Origin of the sequence: Halovibrio salipaludis, assembly GCF_002286965.1 — a bacterium.
GTDB classification, from domain to species: domain Bacteria; phylum Pseudomonadota; class Gammaproteobacteria; order Pseudomonadales; family Oleiphilaceae; genus Halospina; species Halospina salipaludis.
Genome location: NZ_NSKD01000003.1, coordinates 298706 through 319966, shown reverse-complemented (window position 1 = coordinate 319966; position 21261 = coordinate 298706). Strand labels below are relative to the sequence as shown.

Annotated in this window: 23 protein-coding genes and 2 tRNA genes; 22 read left to right on the top strand and 3 right to left on the bottom strand. The window is 62.4% G+C overall.

Translation table 11 applies throughout. The features are described 5' to 3' along the window. Window positions 1–11: 11 nt before the first annotated feature. Complete coding sequence (fabR, locus tag CK501_RS09205; protein WP_095617427.1) at window positions 12–623, bottom strand: HTH-type transcriptional repressor FabR; 612 nt, start codon at window positions 621–623, stop codon at window positions 12–14. A gap of 200 nt (window positions 624–823) precedes the next feature. Between fabR and aspS the strand changes: the two genes are divergently transcribed. The 15 genes from aspS to nadA all read left to right on the top strand — a co-directional run bounded on the left by aspS (window position 824) and on the right by nadA (window position 12374). Beyond that, a complete protein-coding gene (aspS, locus tag CK501_RS09200; RefSeq protein WP_095617426.1) occupies window positions 824–2608 on the top strand; it encodes an aspartate--tRNA ligase in 1785 nt (594 codons plus the stop codon). A gap of 12 nt (window positions 2609–2620) precedes the next feature. Further along, entirely contained in the window at window positions 2621–3373 is a 753-nt protein-coding gene (locus tag CK501_RS09195) for a YebC/PmpR family DNA-binding transcriptional regulator (protein WP_095617425.1), read from the top strand. Next, entirely contained in the window at window positions 3370–3885 is a 516-nt protein-coding gene (ruvC, locus tag CK501_RS09190; protein WP_095617424.1) for a crossover junction endodeoxyribonuclease RuvC, read from the top strand. Before CK501_RS09195 ends, ruvC begins: the two co-directional genes overlap by 4 nt. A 12-nt stretch (window positions 3886–3897) precedes the next feature. After that, complete coding sequence (gene ruvA, locus CK501_RS09185) at window positions 3898–4521, top strand: Holliday junction branch migration protein RuvA (protein ID WP_095617423.1); 624 nt, start codon at window positions 3898–3900, stop codon at window positions 4519–4521. Window positions 4522–4631: 110 nt separating this feature from the next. Continuing rightward, window positions 4632–5651: a Holliday junction branch migration DNA helicase RuvB gene (ruvB, locus tag CK501_RS09180; protein ID WP_095617422.1), complete on the top strand. Its 1020-nt coding sequence runs from the start codon at window positions 4632–4634 to the stop codon at window positions 5649–5651. Beyond that, the gene (gene ybgC / locus CK501_RS09175) at window positions 5648–6073 is read left to right on the top strand and encodes a tol-pal system-associated acyl-CoA thioesterase (protein WP_095617421.1); all 426 of its coding nucleotides are present in this window, start codon (window positions 5648–5650) and stop codon (window positions 6071–6073) included. Before ruvB ends, ybgC begins: the two co-directional genes overlap by 4 nt. Window positions 6074–6082: 9 nt before the next feature. Continuing rightward, window positions 6083–6769, top strand: coding sequence for a protein TolQ (gene tolQ / locus CK501_RS09170; RefSeq protein ID WP_095617420.1), 687 nt, complete (start codon window positions 6083–6085; stop codon window positions 6767–6769). A gap of 18 nt (window positions 6770–6787) precedes the next feature. After that, window positions 6788–7225: a protein TolR gene (tolR, locus tag CK501_RS09165; protein WP_225741634.1), complete on the top strand. Its 438-nt coding sequence runs from the start codon at window positions 6788–6790 to the stop codon at window positions 7223–7225. A 34-nt stretch (window positions 7226–7259) separates the two neighbouring features. Then, the gene (locus tag CK501_RS16825) at window positions 7260–8180 is read left to right on the top strand and encodes a cell envelope integrity protein TolA (RefSeq protein ID WP_158223085.1); all 921 of its coding nucleotides are present in this window, start codon (window positions 7260–7262) and stop codon (window positions 8178–8180) included. A gap of 6 nt (window positions 8181–8186) precedes the next feature. Then, window positions 8187–9497 (top strand): Tol-Pal system beta propeller repeat protein TolB, encoded by a 1311-nt coding sequence (tolB, locus tag CK501_RS09150; RefSeq protein ID WP_095617418.1) that lies wholly within the window; start codon window positions 8187–8189, stop codon window positions 9495–9497. Window positions 9498–9575: 78 nt separating this feature from the next. Beyond that, window positions 9576–10166 (top strand): peptidoglycan-associated lipoprotein Pal, encoded by a 591-nt coding sequence (gene pal / locus CK501_RS09145; RefSeq protein WP_233128880.1) that lies wholly within the window; start codon window positions 9576–9578, stop codon window positions 10164–10166. 16 nt (window positions 10167–10182) lie between these two features. Then, window positions 10183–10953, top strand: coding sequence for a tol-pal system protein YbgF (gene ybgF / locus CK501_RS09140; protein ID WP_158223084.1), 771 nt, complete (start codon window positions 10183–10185; stop codon window positions 10951–10953). A gap of 51 nt (window positions 10954–11004) precedes the next feature. Continuing rightward, window positions 11005–11080, top strand: a tRNA-Lys gene (locus tag CK501_RS09135). 28 nt (window positions 11081–11108) lie between these two features. After that, a tRNA-Lys gene (locus CK501_RS09130) sits at window positions 11109–11184 on the top strand. A 128-nt stretch (window positions 11185–11312) separates the two neighbouring features. Next, window positions 11313–12374, top strand: a complete 1062-nt coding sequence (gene nadA, locus CK501_RS09125) for a quinolinate synthase NadA (protein ID WP_095617416.1) — start codon at window positions 11313–11315, stop codon at window positions 12372–12374. Window positions 12375–12382: 8 nt separating this feature from the next. Here the strand turns inward: nadA and CK501_RS09120 are convergent, their stop codons facing one another. Then, the gene (locus CK501_RS09120) at window positions 12383–13822 is read right to left on the bottom strand and encodes a M48 family metalloprotease (RefSeq protein ID WP_095617415.1); all 1440 of its coding nucleotides are present in this window, start codon (window positions 13820–13822) and stop codon (window positions 12383–12385) included. 109 nt (window positions 13823–13931) lie between these two features. Here CK501_RS09120 and CK501_RS09115 point away from each other — a divergent pair, with 109 nt between their 5' ends. The 4 genes from CK501_RS09115 (at window position 13932) to bamC (ending at window position 17259) form a co-directional block, all read left to right on the top strand. Further along, a complete protein-coding gene (locus tag CK501_RS09115; RefSeq protein ID WP_095617414.1) occupies window positions 13932–14189 on the top strand; it encodes a sulfurtransferase TusA family protein in 258 nt (85 codons plus the stop codon). After that, window positions 14189–15259 (top strand): AI-2E family transporter, encoded by a 1071-nt coding sequence (locus tag CK501_RS09110; protein WP_095617413.1) that lies wholly within the window; start codon window positions 14189–14191, stop codon window positions 15257–15259. The genes CK501_RS09115 and CK501_RS09110 overlap by 1 nt, the downstream gene beginning before the upstream one ends. Window positions 15260–15331: 72 nt before the next feature. Next, entirely contained in the window at window positions 15332–16207 is an 876-nt protein-coding gene (gene dapA / locus CK501_RS09105; RefSeq protein ID WP_095617412.1) for a 4-hydroxy-tetrahydrodipicolinate synthase, read from the top strand. After that, window positions 16198–17259: an outer membrane protein assembly factor BamC gene (bamC, locus tag CK501_RS09100; protein WP_095617411.1), complete on the top strand. Its 1062-nt coding sequence runs from the start codon at window positions 16198–16200 to the stop codon at window positions 17257–17259. The genes dapA and bamC overlap by 10 nt, the downstream gene beginning before the upstream one ends. A gap of 12 nt (window positions 17260–17271) precedes the next feature. On the opposite strand, the gene CK501_RS09095 is transcribed toward bamC, so the two are convergent. Continuing rightward, a complete protein-coding gene (locus tag CK501_RS09095) occupies window positions 17272–18567 on the bottom strand; it encodes an MgtC/SapB family protein (RefSeq protein ID WP_095617410.1) in 1296 nt (431 codons plus the stop codon). A 143-nt stretch (window positions 18568–18710) separates the two neighbouring features. On the opposite strand from CK501_RS09095, the gene purC reads away from it, so the two are divergent. From purC to CK501_RS09080, 3 genes are read left to right on the top strand one after another with little or no spacing between them, the layout of a single operon-like run. Continuing rightward, window positions 18711–19430 carry a phosphoribosylaminoimidazolesuccinocarboxamide synthase gene (gene purC / locus CK501_RS09090; RefSeq protein ID WP_095617409.1) on the top strand — a complete coding sequence of 240 codons (720 nt, stop codon included), beginning with the start codon at window positions 18711–18713 and terminating at the stop codon, window positions 19428–19430. Between the two features lie 58 nt (window positions 19431–19488). After that, window positions 19489–20238 (top strand): TIGR04219 family outer membrane beta-barrel protein, encoded by a 750-nt coding sequence (locus CK501_RS09085; protein ID WP_158223083.1) that lies wholly within the window; start codon window positions 19489–19491, stop codon window positions 20236–20238. Between the two features lie 15 nt (window positions 20239–20253). Then, a complete protein-coding gene (locus tag CK501_RS09080; protein WP_095617407.1) occupies window positions 20254–21261 on the top strand; it encodes an NAD-dependent epimerase in 1008 nt (335 codons plus the stop codon).

Below are 21261 nucleotides of genomic sequence, written 5' to 3'. Positions count from 1 at the left end.
TGCGGTGACGTTCAGGTTTCAGCCATGGTCTGGGCGCCAACCAGCACCATCCTGAGCTGGATCTTGAGCTTCTCCTTGAGGTTGGCGCGCTGCTTCGCCGGCGCGTCCAGCGCTTCCGCCCCCAGGTGGAAGACCAGCACCACCATGGATTCGGCAACTAGGTGAGGGTCGGACAGGGGGCGCTGCTTGCCCGTGGCCAGCTTCTCCAGATCCTCCGCCAGCTCCGTGACGAAATGATCGATCTCGGCCTGAACCGCCGTGCGGAAGATGCGTGATACCCCGGTGCGCTCGCGCAGCAGAAGGCGGAAGAGGTTGGCGTTGTCCGTGAGATACTCCATGAAGGTTTCCACGGACGTATTGATGGCTCCGCCCTCGCGCTCGATGCGCTTGCGGGCCTGGCGCATGAGCTGGCGCAGGGCCACGCCGGCCTCATCCACCAGTGCCAGCCCCAGTTCATCCAGATCCGTGAAGTGGCGGTAGAACGACGTGGGCGCAATGCCGGCTTCGCGGGCGATCTCGCGCAGACTCAGGCTGCCGAAACCCCGGTCGGCACTGAGCTGGCGCAGCGACGCGTCCATCAGGGCACGGCGGGTCTTGAGTTTCTGTTCGGCGCGGACGGACACCCTTGAACCTCTCTTTCAAATGGGATGAATCGCCGGTAATGGTAGCCGTTGCGGGGCCCTGCGTCACGGATACAGGAGCGCTGGCTGTGCGCGTGCACCGGATCACGCTGTCATGGTCTGACTTCACGGCCTGATGCCGTTATAATACCGGCCTTTTAACCACATCGGCGGAAGCCCCAGGCAAACAGGAACCATTGGGTATGCGCAGTCACTATTGCGGCGGAATCAACGAATCCCACATTGACGAGACAGTGACCCTCTGCGGCTGGGTCCACCGGCGCCGGGATCACGGTGGCGTGATCTTCCTCGACCTCCGGGACCGGGACGGCATCGCGCAGGTGGTGTTTGACCCGGATACCCCGGACAGCTTCGCCCAGGCCGACCGGGTGCGCAACGAGTACGTCATCCAGATCACGGGCCGTGTGCGCCGGCGCCCGGAAGGCACCGAGAACGATCATATGGCCACGGGCCAGATCGAGGTGCTGGGCAAGGAGCTGACGATTCTCAATGAGTCCGCCACACCGCCGTTCCCGCTTGATGAGTACACGGAAGCGGGTGAGGATGTGCGTCTGCGCCACCGCTACGTGGATCTACGGCGCCCGGAGATGGCCCAGCGGCTGCGCTTCCGTTCCCGCGTGACCAGCTACCTCCGCAACTTCCTGGACGGCGAGGGCTTCATGGACGTGGAGACACCCGTTCTGACCCGCGCCACGCCGGAAGGCGCCCGCGACTACCTGGTGCCGAGCCGCACGCACGCCGGCAGCTTCTTCGCGCTGCCGCAGTCGCCCCAGCTGTTCAAGCAGCTGTTGATGGTCTCCGGCATCGATCGCTATTACCAGATCGCCAAGTGCTTCCGCGACGAGGACCTGAGGGCGGACCGCCAGCCCGAGTTCACCCAGGTGGACGTCGAGGCCTCCTTTGTCACCGAAGAGGACATCATGAACGCCATGGAACGTATGGTGCGCAACCTCTTCAGTGACCTGCTGGGCGTGAACCTGCCCGAGTTCCCGCGCCTGCCGTATGCCGAGGCGATCCGCCGCTTCGGCAGCGACAAGCCGGACCTGCGGATTCCGCTGGAACTGGTGGACGTTGAGGACCTGGTCCAGAACGTGGACTTCAAGGTCTTCTCAGGCCCGGCGAAGGACCGGAAAGGTCGGGTTGCCGCCCTGCGCGTGCCGGGGGGCAGCGAGCTGACCCGCAAGCAGATCGACGACTACACCGAGTTCGTCGGCATCTACGGCGCCAAGGGTCTGGCCTACATCAAGCTCAACGACCGCTCCGCCGGTATCGAAGGCCTGCAGTCGCCCATCGTCAAGTTCCTGGGCGAAGAAGCGACAATGGCCATCATGGACCGGGTCGAGGCCGCCGACGGCGACCTGGTCTTCTTCGGCGCCGACAAGGCCAGCGTGGTGGACGAAGCCCTGGGCGCGCTGCGTGTCCGCCTGGGCCATGATCTGGGCATGGTGGAAGGCGAGTGGGCCCCGTGCTGGGTGGTCGACTTCCCCATGTTCGAGGAAGACGACGACGGCAAGCTGCACGCGCTGCACCACCCGTTCACCGCACCGGTCTCCGCGGAGGAGCTGCAGAACAACCCGGCGGGTGCATTGTCGCGGGCCTATGACATGGTGCTCAACGGCACCGAGCTGGGTGGCGGCTCCATCCGTATCCACGACGAAGCCACTCAGAACGTGGTCTTCAACAGCCTGGGTATCGGCAAGGAAGAGGCACGCGAGAAGTTTGGCTTCCTCCTGGACGCCCTGCGCTTCGGCGCGCCGCCCCACGGTGGTCTGGCATTCGGGTTGGATCGGCTGGTGATGCTGATGACCGGTGCCGGATCCATCCGTGACGTGATTCCGTTCCCGAAAACCCAGAATGCGACCTGCCTGATGACAGATGCGCCCGGCGAGGTGGACGAGAAGCAGCTGCGTGAGCTGCACATCCGCCTGCGCCGCAGCGCCAAGAGTGATCAGGACGACAGCAACTGAGCGAGGCAGGGCATGGCCGGACACAGCAAGTGGCATAACATCCGACACCGCAAAGCCGCGCAGGATGCGAAGAAGGGCAAGATTTTCACCAAGCTCATCAAGGAGCTGTATGTGGCCGCCAAGGAAGGCGGGCCTGTCCCCGAGGACAACCCGCGCCTGCGCAGTGCCATCGACAAGGCACTGAGCAACAACGTCAAGAAGGACAGCATTGACCGGGCCATTGAACGGGGCGCCGGCAACACGGATGGTGAGAACTACGAGGAACTGACCTACGAGGGCTATGGGCCCGGCGGGGTTGCCATCTATGTGGAGGCCATGACGGACAACAAGAACCGCACGGTTTCGGATGTCCGTCATGCCTTCAGCAAATTCGGCGGCAATCTGGGAACGGATGGTTCCGTGGGCTTCCTGTTCAACCGGCAGGGCACACTGAGCTTCAGCCCGGAGTACGACGAGGACACCATCATGGAGGCGGCCCTTGAGGCCGGCGCCGAGGATGTCCGGGTCAACGATGACGGCTCCAAGGACGTCATTACCACGCCTGAGCAGTACATGGACGTGAAGGACGCCCTGAAACAGGGCGGTCTGGAACCCGACCATGCCGAGGTGAGCATGGTGCCCATGACCACGGTGGCGCTGGAAGAGGAAGGCGCCGAAACCAACCTCAAGCTGATCGACTGGCTTGAGGACCTGGATGACGTCCAGAACGTCTACACCAACGCCGACTTTCCCGAGGCGGCGCTGGAGCGCTTCGGGTACGCATGACCATTATCCTGGGCGTGGATCCCGGCTCGCGGATCACCGGCTACGGCGTGATCCGCAGCAACGGCCGCCATCTGGAATACCTGGACAGCGGCTGCATCACCATGGGCGAGAAGGCCATGCCGGAGCGCCTGCAGACAATCCATGCCGGACTTGCCGAGATCATCCAGACCTACCGGCCGGAAGAAATGGCCATCGAAAAGGTCTTTCTATCCCGTAATGTCGATTCCGCCTTAAAACTTGGACAGGCGCGGGGCGTGGCCATTGTCTGTGGCGCCAACGCGGGGTTGCCCGTGGCTGAATACTCCGCCCGCCAGGTCAAGCAGGCAGCGGTGGGCAAGGGCAGTGCCGATAAGCACCAGATCCAGCACATGGTCCAGGCCATTTTCAAACTCACCCGCCAGCCCCGCGAGGATGCCGCTGACGCCCTGGCCATCGCCCTGTGCCATGCGCATCTGCGCCAGGGGCTGGCACGGACAGGCGCGTCCAGCAGCCGCAGCGGGCGCGCACGCTGAAGGAGACTCGCCATGATCGGTCGCATCCGCGGCATCCTGATCGAGAAACAGCCCGGTGACGCCCTGATCGAAGCCGGGGGCGTGGGTTACGAAGTGGACATTCCGTACACCACTTTTTTCCGCCTTCCGGATACGGGCCAGGAGGCTGTGCTCTACACCCACCTGGCCGTGCGCGAGGACGCCCAGCAGCTCTACGGCTTCGCCAATAAGGGCGAGCGGGAACTGTTCCGTCTGCTGATCCGTACCAGTGGCGTCGGGCCCAAGCTGGCGCTGGCCATCCTCTCCGGGCTGGAGGCGGATGCCTTCATTCGGGTGGTGGAGGACAACGACGTGGCCGCCCTGGTCAAGGTGCCCGGCGTGGGCAAGAAGACCGCCGAACGGCTGCTGATCGAGGTGCGCGACCGTATACGCCAGCTGGAGAAGAGTCCGACGGGCACCACGCGCGAGGAGGCGGTCAGCGAGCTGCCCGGTATCGAGCCGGTGTCCGCGAGCCCCATGGAAGAGGCGGAGGCGGCCCTGATCGCACTGGGATATCGCCCGCAGGAGGCGGGCAGGGCGCTGCAGGCGGTGGCCGAAGAGGGCATGACCAGCCAGGAGCTGATCCGTCTGGCGCTGAAGAATATGATGAACCGTTAACCCCCTTTAATTCTGGCTCCACAGCTGACATTCACGTAACGTGACCGTCTGATCAAAGTTTGTAAAATGCAGGCGCTGAACAGGGCGGCCTGGATGGGCTGAAAGGCGTTATGATTGAATCCGATCGATTGATCTCCGGCCAGTCTGGGCCGGGCGAGGACAACCAGGACCGGGCGATCCGTCCGAACACACTGCGCGAATACGTGGGTCAGCCCACGGTCAGCGAGCAGATGGAGATTTTCGTCGGCGCCGCCCGTGGTCGGCGCGAGGCACTGGATCATGTCCTCATCTTCGGGCCGCCCGGCCTGGGCAAGACCACACTGGCCAATATCATCGCCAATGAGATGGGCAGCACCATCAAGGCGTCCTCCGGGCCCGTGCTCGAAAAGGCCGGGGATCTGGCAGCACTGCTGACCAACCTGGAAGAAGGCGATGTGCTGTTCATCGACGAGATCCACCGGCTCAGCGCCGCCGTTGAGGAGGTGCTGTATCCGGCCATGGAGGACTACCAGCTGGACATCGTCATCGGCGAGGGGCCGGCGGCGCGTTCCATCAAGCTGGATCTGCCGCCCTTCACCCTGGTCGGGGCCACCACCAGGGCCGGGCTGCTGACCTCACCGCTGCGGGACCGTTTCGGTATTGTCCAGCGCCTGGAGTTCTACAGCACCGAGGATCTGACGCATATCATTGAACGGTCGTCGGCGCTCCAGTCCATCGAGATCGAAAACGGCGGTGCCCGCGAGATCGCGCGCCGCTCGCGGGGGACGCCGCGCATCGCCAACCGCCTCCTGCGCCGTGTGCGGGACTTTGCGGAAGTCCGTGCGGACGGCCGGGTTACGGAAGCCATTGCGGATCAGGCGCTGAACATGCTCAAGGTGGATTATCAGGGCTTTGATCACATGGACCGGCGCCTGCTGCTGGCACTGATCGAGAAGTTCGGCGGCGGGCCCGTGGGAGTGGAGAGCCTCTCGGCGGCCATCAGCGAGGAGCGGGGCACCATCGAGGACGTGCTTGAACCCTTCCTGATCCAGCAGGGGTTCATGATGCGCACACCGCGGGGGCGCATGGCGACCCAGCACGCCTATCTCCATTTCGGCTTTGATGCCCCGGAAGGGGAGGCGGCCCGATGAGCGGTTTCCGGTGGCCGGTGCGGATCTATGTGGAGGACACGGATGCCGGGGGCATCGTCTTCTACGCCAATTATCTGAAGTATTTTGAGCGAGCGCGTACTGAGTGGGTGCGCTCGGAAGGTGTGGCCCTGCGTGGGCGACTGGAGAGCGAAGGGGTGGCCTTTGTGGTACACAGCCTGAACGTCCAGTACCACCAGCCGGCCTTCCTGGATGATGAGCTGATGGTATCAGCGGATCTCATTGCCGGTACTCGAACGGCCATGACATTCCGCCAGCAGGCGCACCGGAAGGCGGATGACGCACTGCTGGTCGACGGTGAGGTCAAGGTGGCCTGTGTCCAGCTGCCGTCCGGGCGGCCGCGGCGCATGCCGGAGGACATCCAGGCCCTGGTGAACAGGACACTGCAACCCAACAACGAATAGGAGCATTCCGTGGAGGGAGATCTTTCGGTCTGGTCGCTGATCGCCAATGCCGGGATCATTGTGCAGCTGGTCATGCTGCTGTTGCTGCTGGCGTCCATCGGATCCTGGGGGCTGATCTTCCAGCGTATCCGGATCTACCGCCAGTCCCGGCAGGAGCAGGCGGCGTTTGAGGAACGCTTCTGGTCCGGCATGGATCTGGGGCAGCTCTACAAGGAGGTGACCGGAAGTCCGGCGCCCCATGGTGGCGTGGAGAATGTCTTCCGGGCGGGTTTCAAGGAGTTCACCCGGCTGCGCCAGCAGAGCCACGATGCCGAAGCGGTGATGGATGGCACCCAGAGGGCGATGAAGGTGGCCCTGGCCCGTGAGCTGGAGCGCCTGGAGGCCAATCTGCCATTCCTGGCCACCGTTGGCTCCACCAGCCCCTACGTGGGTCTTTTCGGCACGGTCTGGGGGATCATGAACAGTTTCATCGGGCTGGCGCAGGTACAGCAGCCCACGCTGCAGACGGTGGCGCCGGGTATCGCCGAGGCGCTGATCGCCACGGCCATGGGCCTGTTCGCAGCCATTCCGGCGGTGGTGGCCTATAACCGTTTCACCGCCCAGACGGATTCGCTGATCAAGAACTATGAGACCTTTGCCGAGGAATTCGCCAGCATCCTCCATCGGAGAGTGCACAGCCACGGAGCCAGCGGTTGACCGCCGGGAGGTGATGCCATGGATATGAGTCCACGCCGTTCGCGCCAGGCGCCGATGTCCGAAATGAACGTGGTGCCCTACATTGACGTCATGCTGGTGCTGCTTGTGATCTTCATGATCACCGCGCCCATGCTGACCCAGGGGGTGGACGTGGATCTGCCGAGCACTGAGGCGGAACCACTGCCGGTGGATACGGAAAAAGAGCCGGTGATCATTTCGGTGGATTCCAACGGTGGTTATTTTCTGGAAGTGGGGGATGACCGGGGAAAGCCCAAGTCCCTGAGTACGGTTGTGGACGAGGTGGCCGCCATTCTTGCTGAGCGCCCGGATGCGGACGTCTTTGTGCGCGGTGACCAGCATGTGCGCTATGGCACGGTGATCCGCCTGATGTCGTCCCTACAGAGTGCCGGGGCAAGCCAGGTGGGGCTGATTACCGAGCCACCGGAGGACGAGTGATGGTCGGATTCGGTCAGGGCGGTGCGTCAGCGCGATGAAACGGGACTGGCAGCGCATCATCCAGGCCGCGGGCGCTCTGGGAGACCGGGCGATTCCGCTGTGGAGCCGGCTTCTGGGGATGAACGAGGCCGAGCTCCGGGAGTGGAAATGGCCCTTTATGGGGTCCGTTGGGCTGCACCTGCTGATCGTGCTCCTGGCCGTGGCCGGTTGGGACTGGCGGACCCAGGAGCCGGAATTTCAGCAGCCCCAGGCCGTACAGGCCAGGGTTGTGCAGGCCCAGCAGCAGGAACCGGAGCCTGAGCCACAACCGGAGCCTGAGCCGGAGCCAGAACCAGAGCCGGAGCCGGAACCGGAACCAAAGCCAGAACCGGAACCAGAGCCAGAACCGGAACCAGAGCCAGAACCGGAACCAGAGCCAGAACCGGAACCAGAGCCAGAGCCGGAACCAGAGCCAGAGCCGGAACCAGAGCCAGAGCCGGAACCAGAGCCGGAACCGGAGCCTGAGCCTGAGCCGGAAAAGGAACAGCAGGCGGACGAGCAGCGGGCTGAGCGTGAACAGCGTCTGGAACAACTGGCGCAGCAGGCCGAGGAGGCTGAAGCCCAGAAGGATCAGAAGCCGGAAGAGGGGGCTGACGTTGAGGCCTCGAGTATGGAGGGCGTTAACATTGCCGATGAACGTAAACGCTTCAACGCCCTGATCCAGCAGGAAGTACAGAACAGCTGGTATATACCACCGGGCAATGAAGACCGGGTGGTCCGACTGCGGCTTGAGATCCTGCCCACGGGCGAGCTGCGCTCAGTGGAACTGGTGGAAGGCAGTGGCAGTCAGCAACTGGATGAATCAGCGATGAGTGCAGTCAGGCGGGTGGACAGTTTCCCGACACCGGATGACTCAGCGCTGTTCGATGAACTGTTCCGTGGTGGTATCACGATTGAATTCAGCCCCGAGGAGTAGGCGAGCATGACCAGGATCCATTGCCGAGCCGGCCAGGTGCTGACGCTGATCGGTCTGATGCTGGCGGCCCTCGTCGCGCAGGCCGACATGGTGGTGCGCGTCACCGAGGGTGCCGATCGCCGCATGCCCATCGCGGTGGTGCCTTTCGGGACCAATCACTCCCGGGATGCCCCGGAGGATCTCGACAGCATCATCCGGGATGACCTGACCATGAGCGGTGATCTCAAGACACTGGAGCCGTCCCGCATGCTCAGCCTGCCAACGTCCGGGGATGACATCCATTTCCGTGACTGGCGGGTCCTGGGCCAGCAGTTCGTACTGGTCGGGGAGGTGGATTTTGACGCGGAACGTAACCGTTACATTCTCAGCTATGAGCTTTTCGATGTCAGTCAGCAGGAACGGCTGCTGGGCTCGCGGGCGTCCGCCGCGCCCTCGGAGCTGCGCACGCTGGCCCACCACGTGAGCAACCGGATCTATGAGCGGGTGACGGGCATTCCCGGTATCTTCAACACCCGACTGGCCTTTGTGACGCGTACGGGCAGCGGCAACGATGTGGAATACCGTCTCAAGGTCAGTGACGTGGATGGGTACCGGGATCAGGTCCTGCTGCGTTCCAGTGAACCCATTCTTTCCCCGGAATGGTCCCCCGATGGTAAAGAGCTGGTCTACGCGTCATTTGAGGGTGGCCGCCCTGCCATCTACCGGCAGGTGGTGAGCAGTGGTGAGCGGCGCCGGATCGCTCACTTCAGGGGGCTCAATTCGGCGCCGGACTGGTCGCCGGACGGGGAATCGCTGCTGCTGACGCTGTCGAAGGACGGGAGCGCGGATATCTACGAGATGCCGCTGGATACACTGGAGCCCCGCCGGCTCACCCGTCACTATTCCATCAACACGGAGCCTAGCTGGTCACCGGACGGTGAACGCTTTGCCTTCACTTCCGACCGCTCGGGCAATCCCCAGGTCTACATCCAGTCCCTGGGTGGTGATCCCGAACGCCTGACCTTTGAGGGCAACTACAACGCCCATCCGATCTATGGGCCGGAGGGCGAGGAAATCTTCTACATTCACCAGGCCGACGGGCGTTTCCTGCTCGGCTCGGTGGATCTGGAGACCGGCGAGGAGCGAGTGCTTGCCGGCTCCGAAATTGACGAGGCACCGGCTATGGCGCCCAATGGGCGCCTGGTGCTCTACGTCACCAATGCCGGCGGACGGCAGGGCGCATTGGAGATGACCACGGTGGACGGGAATGCGCGTTTCACGCTGCCTGTCAGACACGATGGCATCCGTGATCCCGCCTGGTCGCCGCTGGCGGAGTAGGTCCTGATGTTTGCAGTATTATCAGGAACATCATACATTAAACGTAATCCAAAACCGGAAAACCAAAAAGGAAGGCCAATGACCGATCTTCTCAAGAACCGTGTACTGATGCTGGGCTTTGCCCTTCTCTTCGTAGCGGGTTGCAGTTCAACGGCAACCGAACCGGAGGGCTCCGGGTCCAACGGTATGGACGAGACGGATATGGAGCAGCAGAGTGATTCCGATGCTGACTCCAGTGATGCCTACGGTGCTGGCGACGGCAGCGGTGTCTCTGAAGAGGACATGACCTCGGAAGAGCGCGCGCGGAAGTCTCTGGAGCAGGCGAAGGAAAAAGCCATGCAGGCTGCTTCCACCATCTATTTCGATTTCGACAGCTCCGAGATCCGTCGCGAATCCCAGTCCATCCTGGAAGCTCACGCCGCTTACCTGGCTGAAGACGGCGATGCCAGTGTCGTACTCGAGGGCCACACCGACCAGCGTGGCAGCCGTGAGTACAACATGGCCCTGGGTGAGCGCCGTGCGGAATCCGTGGCCCGCTTCCTGCGCGTGAACGACGTCTCCGAAGACCAGATCGAGACCGTCAGCTACGGCGAGGAGCAGCCCGCGGTTGAAGGCAACAGCGAAGAAGCCTGGGCTGAGAATCGTCGGGTTGAAATCAACTACGAATAAGCCCATGCGGAGTCTGTTGAAAGCAGGCCTGATTCTGGCAGTGGTCGGAGCCTCTCCGGCCATTGCCCAGAATGAGGGCGAGGCACCACTGGTGTCCGGGAATAACCCGGAACGTTCAGGGGGGAACTCTGCCGGCGAGCTGTTTTTTCTGGTCGAGGAGCTGAGAGCGGAAGTGCAGCATCTGCGCGGCCAGCTCGAGGAAACCAGCCATCAGGTGAAACGCCTCAGGCAGCAGGCCCGTGAACGCTACATTGATCTCGATGAGCGACTGGTTGATCTCGATTCACGCCTGTCCGATCTGGAGGAATCCCCGGAGAAGACCAGAAGCGGTGAGAACACCAGCGACAGCGCTGAGGAAAGCAGCAACAGTGGCAGCAGTGGGGAATCCACGTCCTATCGCCAGCCTGATGAGGCTGAGCGTGAAGCCTATGCCTCGATCCAGTACCTGATCCAGGAAGAGCAGGACTATGAGGCCGCCATCGACGAGATCTACAGTTTTCTGGAGGAATACCCGGAAGGGGATCTGAGCGTTAATGCCTATTACTGGCTGGGGGAGGTCTACCTGAGTCAAGGCAAGCATGAGCAGGCACAGCAGGCGTTCACGATTGTCACCTCAAGACACGCATCCCATCGTAAGGCACCGGACGCGCTGTTCAAGCTGGCGGTTGCCCATGATCGTGCCGGTGACGGCGAACAGGCACGCAGTATTCTGGATCGGCTCGGAGAACGTTACCCGGAATCCGAAGCGGCTGCTCTCGGGCGTGAATACCGCAATGAAATGGGTTGATTCGAACGGGTTGCGAAAACCGAAAATTTAAGTACCATATGCGCCTCGTTTGGGTCGTTAGCTCAGTTGGTAGAGCAGTTGGCTTTTAACCAATTGGTCGCAGGTTCGAATCCTGCACGACCCACCACTATTATTTCGCTTCCCGGTTTTGTCAGGGGTCGTTAGCTCAGTTGGTAGAGCAGTTGGCTTTTAACCAATTGGTCGCAGGTTCGAATCCTGCACGACCCACCATTCCCACCCCCGCTTTAACCCCCGCAGCCCGGCCGTTTGTATCCGACCATTGAAAAATGCGGGTGACAGAGGCATAAACGGGTAGGAGACAACCTTTAAACGGCTTACTCAAAGGGTGGTCAGAGTCCATGACGTACAGGCAGGACCGCATTCTGGTTCAGGAACATCTGGCGCACGAGCAGGAAGCGCCAACGCTGGGCAGTGCCGAGGCGGAGGAACTGCGCGCCGCGATCCGGCGTGAGCTCGAGGCGCAGGATGCGGTCCTGGTAGCCCATTACTATACCGATCCCCTGATCCAGTCGCTGGCGGAGGAGACCGGGGGCTGTGTCGCGGATTCGCTGGAAATGGCCCGTTTCGGCAACGAGCATCCCGCCTCCACGCTGGTGGTCGCGGGGGTCCGCTTCATGGGTGAAACCGCCAAGATCCTGAATCCGGAAAAGCGGGTGCTGATGCCGACCCTGGAAGCCACCTGCTCACTGGATATCGGGTGCCCCGCCGACGAATTCGCGGCCTTCTGTGACCAGCATCCGGAAAGAACCGTGGTGGTCTATGCCAACACATCAGCGGCGGTCAAGGCTCGGGCCCACTGGGTTGTGACCTCCAGCTGCGCGGAGGCCATTGTCGACTACCTGGACTCTAAGGGTGAGACCATCCTGTGGGCTCCGGACAAACATCTGGGGGCCTACATCCAGCGCTCAACCCAGGCGGACATGCTGCTCTGGGACGGCTCCTGCATCGTGCACGAGGAGTTCAAGGGGCAGGGCGTGGAGGATCTGCGGGCCACCATGCCCGGAGCCGTGGTCCTGGCCCATCCGGAATCGCCGGCGGCCGTGGTTGAGCAGGCGGATGTCGTCGGCTCCACGTCCCGGCTGATTGAGGCGGTACGGACCATGGACGCTGAGGACTTCATCGTGGCCACGGACAGCGGTATCTTCCACAAGATGCACGAAATGGCTCCGGGGAAGAACCTCATCGAAGCCCCCACCGCCGGGCAGGGGGCAACCTGTCGCAGCTGTGCCCACTGCCCCTGGATGGCGATGAACGGGCTGGATAACGTGCTGCGTGTGCTGCGTAAGCAGGATGAGGAAATCCATGTGGATGCCAGCACGCGTGAGAAAGCGCTCATTCCGCTGCAGCGCATGCTGGACTTTACGGCTGACCGCCAGCTTAAGGCGGCCGGCAACGCCTGAGGACTGTTTCAGCGCTGACGGTTGGCGCTGACCTGCCGGTTGGCCTTTTCCAGTCGGTCCCTGAGCAGCGCCTTGCGGCTATGGTTGGCCGGCGCCCGCTCCAGTGCCTGTCGGAACTGGCGTGCCGCCGCCTCCGCATCGCCCAGAAGCAGCAGGCGTTCGCCCCGCGCACGATGGACCTCGATCAGGTCCCCCGCCCGCCCGGCGGCCTCTGAAAGGTCATTCCAGAGTGTTGCATCAGCACCGTAATCCCGGGTGAGTTTCTCGTAGAGCCGTGCCGCGGCTTCCGGCTCATTCAGCTCCATCCGGGTATCCGCCAGCGTCCGGCTCAGGGTCAGGTTGCCGGGGTGGCGCCGGAGGTGGCGTTCAAGCAGTTCCGCGGCGTCACCGGCCTGGTCATTCCCGCGCAGGGCCCTTGCCAGTTCCGCCACCAGGAAGATGTCGCCTTCGTAGTCCTCCAGCAGTTCCCTGAGATGGGGAATGGCCTCGCCCGCCCGGTCAGCGGCAATCAGTGCGGCTGCCAGGCCGTGGCGTGCCGCATCCGCCTCAAGTCCGGTCTGTGCCGCCTGTTTTTCCCGGAAGCGGGATATGAACGCTTCCGGATCCTCGCCGTGGTGCAGCCGGACCCGGTTGCGCACCAGGTGGTAGGCGAGCCGTTCGTCGTAACGGTCCCTGTCCCGGAATTCGGAAACCCGTGCCCGCGTATCCGCAACCCGGGATTCGGTCAGCGGGTGGGTGGAGAGGTATTCCGGTGGGCGGTTTCCCTGCAGACGGGCCTGGCGCAGCATGCGCTCGAACATCGCCGGCATGCCCGCCGGGTCGTAGCCGGCCCGGGCCATGATCTCGATGCCCAGGCGGTCGGCCTCCTGCTCGTGGGCGCGGCTGTGGCGCAGCATCTGGTCGATGGCCAGTGCCTGGGTGCCGGCAATGGCGGCAATACCGGCTTCCGAGCCCGTCGCGGCGGTGAGGATGAGCCCGGCCAGCATCCCGGCAATGGTCAGGGGGGTGCTGCGTTCCTGCTGCTCCAGGCGACGGGCGTAATGGCGCTGGCTGAGGTGGGCGATCTCGTGGGCCACCACACCTGCGAATTCATGTTCCGTCTCGGCGGTGCGAAGCAATCCTGTGTGGATCCCGATGATGTTGCCGGGGACCGCGAACGCGTTGAGTGACGGTTCGTTAATGATTAAGGGCGTGATTTCCCTGTCCTGCAGGGGAGCATAGGGGATCATTCGGTGCAGGGTATCCTCGAAGTACTCCCGGAGCATGGGGTCCGATACCAGGGGGGCGTTGCGACGCAGCTGGGTCAGCACCTGTTGCCCTATGGCGCGCTCCTGCTGGCCCGCAATCAGCCCGCCACTGCCGATGGCCGGCAGTCTGTTGTCCTCGGCCGGAAGAGCCGGCAGGGCGATCAGGCAGAGGATCAGGAAAAAGACAATGGCGCGTCGCATGCTTTAACAATGCCAGATCGGAGGGGGTGGGTACAGGTGGTCACCCTCCGGTTTCACGCTCCATCCATGCTAGGATGGCGGCCAGCGTCAAACCGAACGGAACCAGCCCATGAGCGACAGCGTGGACCAGCATCTTGATGCCAGCGGTCTGCAGTGCCCAATGCCTCTGCTCAAGACCAAACTCTGTCTCAATGGCATGAGTCCCGGTCAGTGCCTGCGGGTTGTTGCCACGGATCCGGGGTCAGCCCGGGATATCCCCGCCTTTCTTTCCCTTTCGAGCCATCAGCTTGAACATCAGGAGGAGGGCGACGGTCAGTGGGTCTTCCTCATCCGGTGTGGTCACGCCAGTACAGGGGGGCAGGGCTGATGGTCCGGATGCTGCGTGATTTCACGGCCCGTTATTTCTCGAATGAAGAAGCCATCATCATTGTTCTGCTCCTGGCAGCATCCTTCCTGGTGGTTGCATTCCTCGGGCGGGTTCTGGCGCCCTTCATTGCCGGCATCATCATTGCCTACATCCTGCAGGGACTGGTCGCCAAGCTCTGTCGTCTGGGGGTGCCGCATCTGCTGTCCGTCACCCTTGTGTTCGTGTTTTTCATCGGCCTGTTCATCGCCTTCATCCTGGGTCTTCTGCCCCTGGTCTGGGGGCAGGTGTCCGGCCTGGCGTCGGAACTGCCCCGGATGATGCGGGCAGCCCAGCAGTACATTGAGACCCTGCCGCAGGAATACCCGCAGCTGGTCTCCATGGAAGAGGTCAACACGCTGTTCCGGCAGGTGACGACGGAAATGGGCCAGATCACGCAATGGCTGGTGTCGCTCTCGCTTGAGAGCATTCCCGGGCTCATTACGCTGCTGGTGTATCTGGTGCTGGTGCCGATACTGGTGTTCTTCTTCCTCAAGGACCGGCGGCTGATCCTGGAACGTCTCGGCAGCTTCCTGCCCCAGCAGCGGCCGATGATGGATCGCATCTGGCGGGAGGTGAACATGCAGTTCGCCAATTTCGTCCGGGGCAAGGCCATAGAGATACTGATCGTGGGGGGCGTCACCTACTTCGCCCTCAAGGTGATCGGGCTTGAATACGCCGCCCTCCTGAGTCTGCTGGTTGGCTTTTCGGTGGTCATTCCCTATGTGGGCGCCGCCGTGGTGACCATCCCCATTGCCATGGTGGGGCTGTTCCAGTTCGGTTGGAGCGACGAATTCTTCTGGCTCATGCTGGTCTACCTGATCATTCAGGCTCTTGACGGCAATGTGCTGGTACCGCTGCTTTTCTCCGAGGTCGTGGACCTGCACCCGGTCACCATCATGCTGGCGGTTCTGGTGTTCGGGGGCATCTGGGGCATGTGGGGCGTGTTCTTCGCCATCCCGCTGGCGATTGTGCTCAATGCCATCATGAAAGCCTGGCCGGTCCATGAAAGCCCCGGGACAACAGAAACCTGATGGGGCGGCGCGGCTCTTGTCTCGCCCTGATGCCGCGATTACCATTGCCCTTTTAACCGGTTCGGAGCGGATATGATCACTGGGAGTCTGGTTGCGCTGGTAACCCCAATGGACGCCGAAGGGCGTATCGACTGGGAATGCCTGGATAAACTGGTGGACTATCACGTCGATGCCGGTACGAGTGCCATTGTGGCCGTGGGTACGACCGGTGAGTCCTCAACGCTGAATCCGGATGAGCACATCTGTGTGATCCGCCGGGTGGTGAATCATGCCAATGGCCGGATTCCGGTCATTGCCGGCACGGGTGGCAACTCCACCCATGAGGCGGTGGATCTGACCCGTGAGGCGGCCCGGATCGGTGTGGATGCCTGCCTTCTGGTGGTGCCGTATTACAACAAGCCTACCCAGGAGGGGCTCTATCAGCACTTCCGTACCGTGGCCGAGGCAGTCGACGTCAACCAGATCCTTTACAACGTGCCCGGCCGCACCTCCTGTGACATGCTCAACGAGACCACGAACCGCCTGGCTGATATTCCCAACATCGTTGGCATCAAGGATGCGACGGGTAATGTCAGCCGCGGCGAAGAGCTGGTTCGGATGGTGGGTGACCGCATCGCGGTCTACTCCGGGGACGACGGGACCTCGCTGGAACTGATGCTGCGCGGTGGCAGTGGCAACGTCTCGGTAACGGCCAATGTCGCACCAAAGCTGATGGCACAGACCTGTGCCGCCGCGGTCAGCGGCGATGAGGCGGAAGCCCGCCGGCTGGACGAGATCCTGACCCCCCTGAACCGCAAGCTGTTCCTGGAGGCCAACCCGATTCCGGTTAAGTGGGCCATGTGCGAGATGGGGCTGATCGGACCGGGCATCCGCCTGCCCCTGACGCCGCTGAGCGAGGAATACCGCGAGGATGTGCGCGAAGCACTCAGGGCTTCAGGATGCCTCTGAATCAGACAAACCGCCGACTGCGCCTGACGGCCGCCATCGCCGTTCTGCCACTTGCGGGTGGCTGCGGGCTGTTTCCGGATCGGTCGCTGGATTACCGCGAGGAACCGCTGGGCGAGCCTCTCAAGGTGCCGGAAGACCTTTCCAGGGCGTCTTTCGACAGTGAGTACGTGATCCCCGAGGTCCGTGGTGATGCCACCGTGGAGCAGGACGGGAAGTTTGAGATCCCGCGCCCGCCGGATCTGACCGGCCAGATCATGGAGAACAACTACCAGGTTTCCCGCTCCGGCGATCTGAGCTGGTTGATCATCAATGATGTACCGGGCCGCGTCTGGCCTGCCATTTCGGATTTCCTGAACGACCGCGGAGCTGAGGTTGCCCATGGCGATCCGCGCGCGGGCGTGCAGCAGACCGGGGTTCTCAACCGCTCGGCCCGGGTCCGTGAGTGGATCGGGATTGATCGTCTGGACCAGGAGCGCCCCCTGATCCTACAGGTGCGGGTTGCGCACGGTGTTCAGAGCCGCAGCACCGAAGTCCAGGCCCGGCTGCGGGTCGTGGAGGATGGTCCCGGGGAACGCCTCGAGTGGCGTGAAGACGTTGAGTACCCCGAGCGTGAACAGAGGGTGCTCAAGGACCTGGCGGACTATCTGGAAGCCAACGCTGACACCAAGACCTATTCCCGTGTGGCGCTGGATCTGCCCCGTGATGAACGCGTCAGTCGTGAGCGAGACGGCGGGGAGACACAGGCGCTGGCGCTTGATCTGGCCTTTGACCGCAGCTGGGCCGAAGTGGAGCAGGTTCTGGGCAGCATGGAGCTGACCGTGGTGGACCGTAACCGCAGCGACGGCGTCTGGTATCTGGATCTGCGCACCGAGGAACAACGCAGTCGTGGCTGGTGGCTCTGGCGTTATCAGGCGAAGGCCGAAATCAATGCGGAGCTGCGGCTACAGCAGAGCACAAGGGGTTACCGGCTCACCCTCGAGCCCCGTGAGACCCTGGAACAGGCGGATCGCCCCGCGCAGGTGCTCGACAGCCTGTACGAAAGCCTGCGCTGAGCAGCTGCCCCCTCAGCCTGTGAGGCCTGCCTGGAGGCCGGCGACCGCAAGGCCGGCCACCAGGGAAAGGCCCATGGGGACTGCTACCCGGGTGCCCAGGGCCGCTGGGCCGATGACGCCCGCCATTCCGGATTTCACGATATTGTTCACGGCCGAGGCCAGAACGATGCCGATCACAGCGGTTTCCGCCGTGATGGCCGACTGGGACATACGCGTCAGTGACAGGGTGATGGCGTCCACATCCGCAATGCCCGAGACGGCGGCCAGCGCATAGACGCCCGCATCACCGAACCATTCCTTGAACCACTGCCCGACCAGCAGGATCAGTGTGAGCAGGATGCCGAACAGCAGTGCCGGCTTGAGGTCCAGCGGGTTGCGGTTGAGGATGGGCTGGTCCACGTTCAGCGCGGCCCGGTTGCGGTGCCAGATAACAACAGCTGGAACATAGAGCAGCAAGGCCATGGCCAGAACGGGCTGGACCAGGCTCGGCAGCAGGGCTGGGTTGATCACGGCGCAGTAGACCAGAATCCGCGGAAACATGGTCCCGCAGGCGATCAGGATGCCGGCGGCCAGCTGGGGGGCAAGCATCTGTGCGTCCCGCGCCTGGCGGGCGAAGTGCAGTGTCAGTGCCGTGGATGAACTCAGGCCTGCGAAAAGGCTGGTAAAGAGAATCCCCTTACCGGTGCCGGCCACCCGGATGGCGAAGTAGCCCACGAAAGAGATGCTGGCAATCATCACCACCAGCCACCAGATTTCGTAGGGGTTGAGCACGCCGCCCGGGCCGAAGCCCTCATTGGGCAACAGCGGCAGCATCACCACGGAAATCAGCAGCAGCTTGAGCCCGGCATCCAGCTCACCGGCCTGGAGTTTGCCCAGAAGGCCGTGGATTTCCGCCTTGTTATCCAGAATGAGCGTGGTGACCACCGCTGCTGCGGCTGCCAGAGTGATATCCAGGCTCACGGCCATGACCCCGAAGCTGAAGGTCAGCATCAGACCGATGGCACCGGTGATGCTGTAATCGCCGCTGCGCGGTGCCCGGACCCAGTAGGCCAGCAGATTCAGTGCCACCAGCCCCAGGAAAACTGCGGGCAGAAGCCAGGGCGAAACCTCCCGGGCAAGCAGTGCGGTGATGCCGCCGAGCAGGCCAGTCAGCGCATGGGTCCGGATGCCGGCGATACGCTGGCCGGGGTCCCGGTCCCGAGCCTGCCAGCCGCGCTGAAGCCCCACCAGCATGCCCAGCAGCAGCGCCACCCCCAGGTGGAGGGCATCAACATTGGCCGTGATAAACTCGTTGAACAGTGACTGCATGCGGATCCTCCCTGCATGCAGAGTATAGGGGCCTGAGCGGTTACGCGCATTGAGCAATCATGGCGTCAACTGGCGCTGATCGGCTATCATTCGCGCGTTCAGGGCCGGGTGCCGGCCCCGCAACCGCAATCTGGGAGAGCGTGATGGAAAAAGGCAGCGAACTCTACGCTGGCAAGGCGAAATCCGTATACCGGACGGACGATCCGGAGCGTTTCATACTGGCGTTCCGGGATGATACGTCCGCCTTCGACGGTGGAAAGGTCGCCCAGCTTGATCGCAAGGGTAGGGTCAATAACCTGTTCAACGCCTTCATCATGCAGAAGCTGGAGGACGCGGGCATCCCCACCCATTTCGAGCGTGTCCTGGCACCCAATGAATCCCTGGTGCGCAACCTTGAGATGCTGCCGGTGGAGTGCGTGGTACGCAATTACGCTGCGGGCAGCCTGTGCCGGCGCCTTGGGGTTCAGGAAGGCCAGGAACTGTTGCCGCCGACCTTTGAGCTGTTTCTCAAGGACGACGCCCTCCACGACCCCATGATCAATGAATCCCTCGCGGAGACCTTCGGCTGGGCTGGTGCGGACGAGCTTAGGGAGATGAAGGAACTCACCTACGCGGTGAATCGTGTGCTCAAGCAGCTGTTCCAGGATGCGGGCATGCTGCTGGTTGATTACAAGCTGGAGTTCGGGCGTGCTGGCGGGGGCCTGGTGCTGGGTGACGAGTTCAGCCCGGACGGTTGCCGCATCTGGGATGCCGAAACACGCCGCAAGATGGATAAGGACCGCTTCCGCCAGGACCTCGGTGATGTTATCGAGACCTATGAGGAAGTGGGGCGGCGCCTGGGGATCGACTTTGAAAGTGTCTGACTTCAGGTCGATACTGGGTGTGACTTTCTTCAAACGCCGACAGCAAGAGGATTCCGCAATGAAGACAACAACAAAGGCTGCTCTCGGAGCCCTTCTGATGACCAGCGCCGGTGCTGCCAATGCGGTGGTGCCGCTGGTGGATGTGGACGTGACAGCGGGCTACTGGAATGCCGATCCGTCAGGGACCATCCAGTCCGGTGGTGATCCGATCGATGTGGAGAACGACCTCGGTTACGACAGCGAGGGGCACAACAACTTTGCCATCCGCTTTGCCCATCCGATTCCGGTGATTCCCAATCTGCGGCTGCGGTATAACGATATTGAGCACAAGGGTACTGGTACTGTTGTCCTCAAAGAATTTGAAGGTAAGACTTACGCTGGGGATGTCAGCAGCCGGACTGACCTGACGCACTATGACTACACCGCGTTCTATACGGCACCGATCCCAGTTGTAACGCTGGATCTGGGTCTCAACGTCAAGCATTTTGACGGTGAAGTCTCTGTAAGGGAGCAGAGTTCTGGCGGTAACAGTGAAACAGTCGAAGTTGATGAATTCCTCCCCATGGGGCACGTCCGAGCCGATGTGGATCTCCCCCTGACCGGCCTCGGTGCGGGCGCGGAACTGAACTACATTTCCTATGACGGCGACTCGGCAACCGATGTGGAAGGCTACATCAGCTTCAACGCCGATCCGGTCTATATCCAGGGCGGTTATCGTCAGTTTGATGTCGACGTGGATGCATCCGGTGACCTCAATGTGGACACCGAACTGAGCGGCCCCTTCGTGCGCCTCGGCGTCGGCTTTTAATCAGGGAGAACGGAATTGCGGATACTGGTAACGGGAACAGCTGGATTCATCGGTTCACACGTGGCCCATCGCCTGCTGGATCGCGGCGATGAGGTTATTGGCGTGGACAACGTCAACGACTATTACGATGTGTCCCTCAAGGAAGCCCGGCTGGCCCGGCTGACGCCCCGTGAAGGGTTTACGGAGATACGGCTGGACATCGCGGACCGTGAGGGCATGGCCCGGGTGTTCAGCGAGTACCAGCCACAGCGGGTGGTGCACCTTGCCGCCCAGGCCGGTGTCCGCTATTCCATTGAGAACCCCAACGCCTACGTGGACGCCAACCTGGTGGGCCACATGAACATTCTGGAAGGGTGCCGCCACAATGGCGTGGAGCATCTGGTCTATGCCTCCAGTAGTTCGGTCTACGGGGCCAACGAGAGCATGCCTTTTTCGGTCCACGACAATGTGGATCATCCGCTCAGTCTCTACGCGGCCTCCAAGAAGGCCAACGAGTTGATGTCGCACACCTACAGCCATCTCTACCGGCTGCCTACCACCGGGCTGCGGTTCTTCACCGTCTATGGCCCCTGGGGCCGTCCGGACATGGCGCTGTTCATCTTCACCAAGCGGATTCTGAACGGCGAACCCATCGACGTGTTCAACCACGGTCATCACCAGCGGGACTTCACCTACATTGATGACATCGTGGAGGGCGTGATCCGCACGCTGGACCATGTGGCCACACCGAACCCGGAATGGAGTGGAGCAGACCCGGACTCCGGCACCAGCAATGCGCCCTATCGGCTCTACAACATCGGCAGCAACAATCCCGTGGAGCTCTCAAGGTTTATCGAGGTTCTGGAGGAGTGTCTGGGTCGCAAGGCGGAAAAGAACTACCTGCCCATGCAGCCGGGGGATGTACCGGCCACCTATGCCGATGTGCAGGATCTGATCGATGATGTGGGGTACCGCCCGGAAACACCGGTGGAAACCGGGATCCGCAACTTCGTGGACTGGTACCGGGATTTCTACCAGGTCTGA

What these genes read in the sequence shown, in the direction of transcription:
- bamC (WP_095617411.1), top strand. Translation starts at nt 16,198, where the DNA reads ATGCCTCTGAATCAGACAAACCGCCGACTGCGCCTGACGGCCGCCATC.
- CK501_RS09115 (WP_095617414.1), top strand. Translation starts at nt 13,932, where the DNA reads ATGAGCGACAGCGTGGACCAGCATCTTGATGCCAGCGGTCTGCAGTGC.
- CK501_RS09195 (WP_095617425.1), top strand. Translation starts at nt 2,621, where the DNA reads ATGGCCGGACACAGCAAGTGGCATAACATCCGACACCGCAAAGCCGCG.
- CK501_RS09110 (WP_095617413.1), top strand. Translation starts at nt 14,189, where the DNA reads ATGGTCCGGATGCTGCGTGATTTCACGGCCCGTTATTTCTCGAATGAA.
- aspS (WP_095617426.1), top strand. Translation starts at nt 824, where the DNA reads ATGCGCAGTCACTATTGCGGCGGAATCAACGAATCCCACATTGACGAG.
- CK501_RS09095 (WP_095617410.1), bottom strand. Translation starts at nt 18,567, where the DNA reads ATGCAGTCACTGTTCAACGAGTTTATCACGGCCAATGTTGATGCCCTC.
- CK501_RS09085 (WP_158223083.1), top strand. Translation starts at nt 19,489, where the DNA reads ATGAAGACAACAACAAAGGCTGCTCTCGGAGCCCTTCTGATGACCAGC.
- ruvC (WP_095617424.1), top strand. Translation starts at nt 3,370, where the DNA reads ATGACCATTATCCTGGGCGTGGATCCCGGCTCGCGGATCACCGGCTAC.
- ruvA (WP_095617423.1), top strand. Translation starts at nt 3,898, where the DNA reads ATGATCGGTCGCATCCGCGGCATCCTGATCGAGAAACAGCCCGGTGAC.
- purC (WP_095617409.1), top strand. Translation starts at nt 18,711, where the DNA reads ATGGAAAAAGGCAGCGAACTCTACGCTGGCAAGGCGAAATCCGTATAC.
- CK501_RS09120 (WP_095617415.1), bottom strand. Translation starts at nt 13,822, where the DNA reads ATGCGACGCGCCATTGTCTTTTTCCTGATCCTCTGCCTGATCGCCCTG.
- pal (WP_233128880.1), top strand. Translation starts at nt 9,576, where the DNA reads ATGACCGATCTTCTCAAGAACCGTGTACTGATGCTGGGCTTTGCCCTT.
- nadA (WP_095617416.1), top strand. Translation starts at nt 11,313, where the DNA reads ATGACGTACAGGCAGGACCGCATTCTGGTTCAGGAACATCTGGCGCAC.
- ybgC (WP_095617421.1), top strand. Translation starts at nt 5,648, where the DNA reads ATGAGCGGTTTCCGGTGGCCGGTGCGGATCTATGTGGAGGACACGGAT.
- CK501_RS16825 (WP_158223085.1), top strand. Translation starts at nt 7,260, where the DNA reads ATGAAACGGGACTGGCAGCGCATCATCCAGGCCGCGGGCGCTCTGGGA.
- tolR (WP_225741634.1), top strand. Translation starts at nt 6,788, where the DNA reads ATGGATATGAGTCCACGCCGTTCGCGCCAGGCGCCGATGTCCGAAATG.
- tolB (WP_095617418.1), top strand. Translation starts at nt 8,187, where the DNA reads ATGACCAGGATCCATTGCCGAGCCGGCCAGGTGCTGACGCTGATCGGT.
- dapA (WP_095617412.1), top strand. Translation starts at nt 15,332, where the DNA reads ATGATCACTGGGAGTCTGGTTGCGCTGGTAACCCCAATGGACGCCGAA.
- ruvB (WP_095617422.1), top strand. Translation starts at nt 4,632, where the DNA reads ATGATTGAATCCGATCGATTGATCTCCGGCCAGTCTGGGCCGGGCGAG.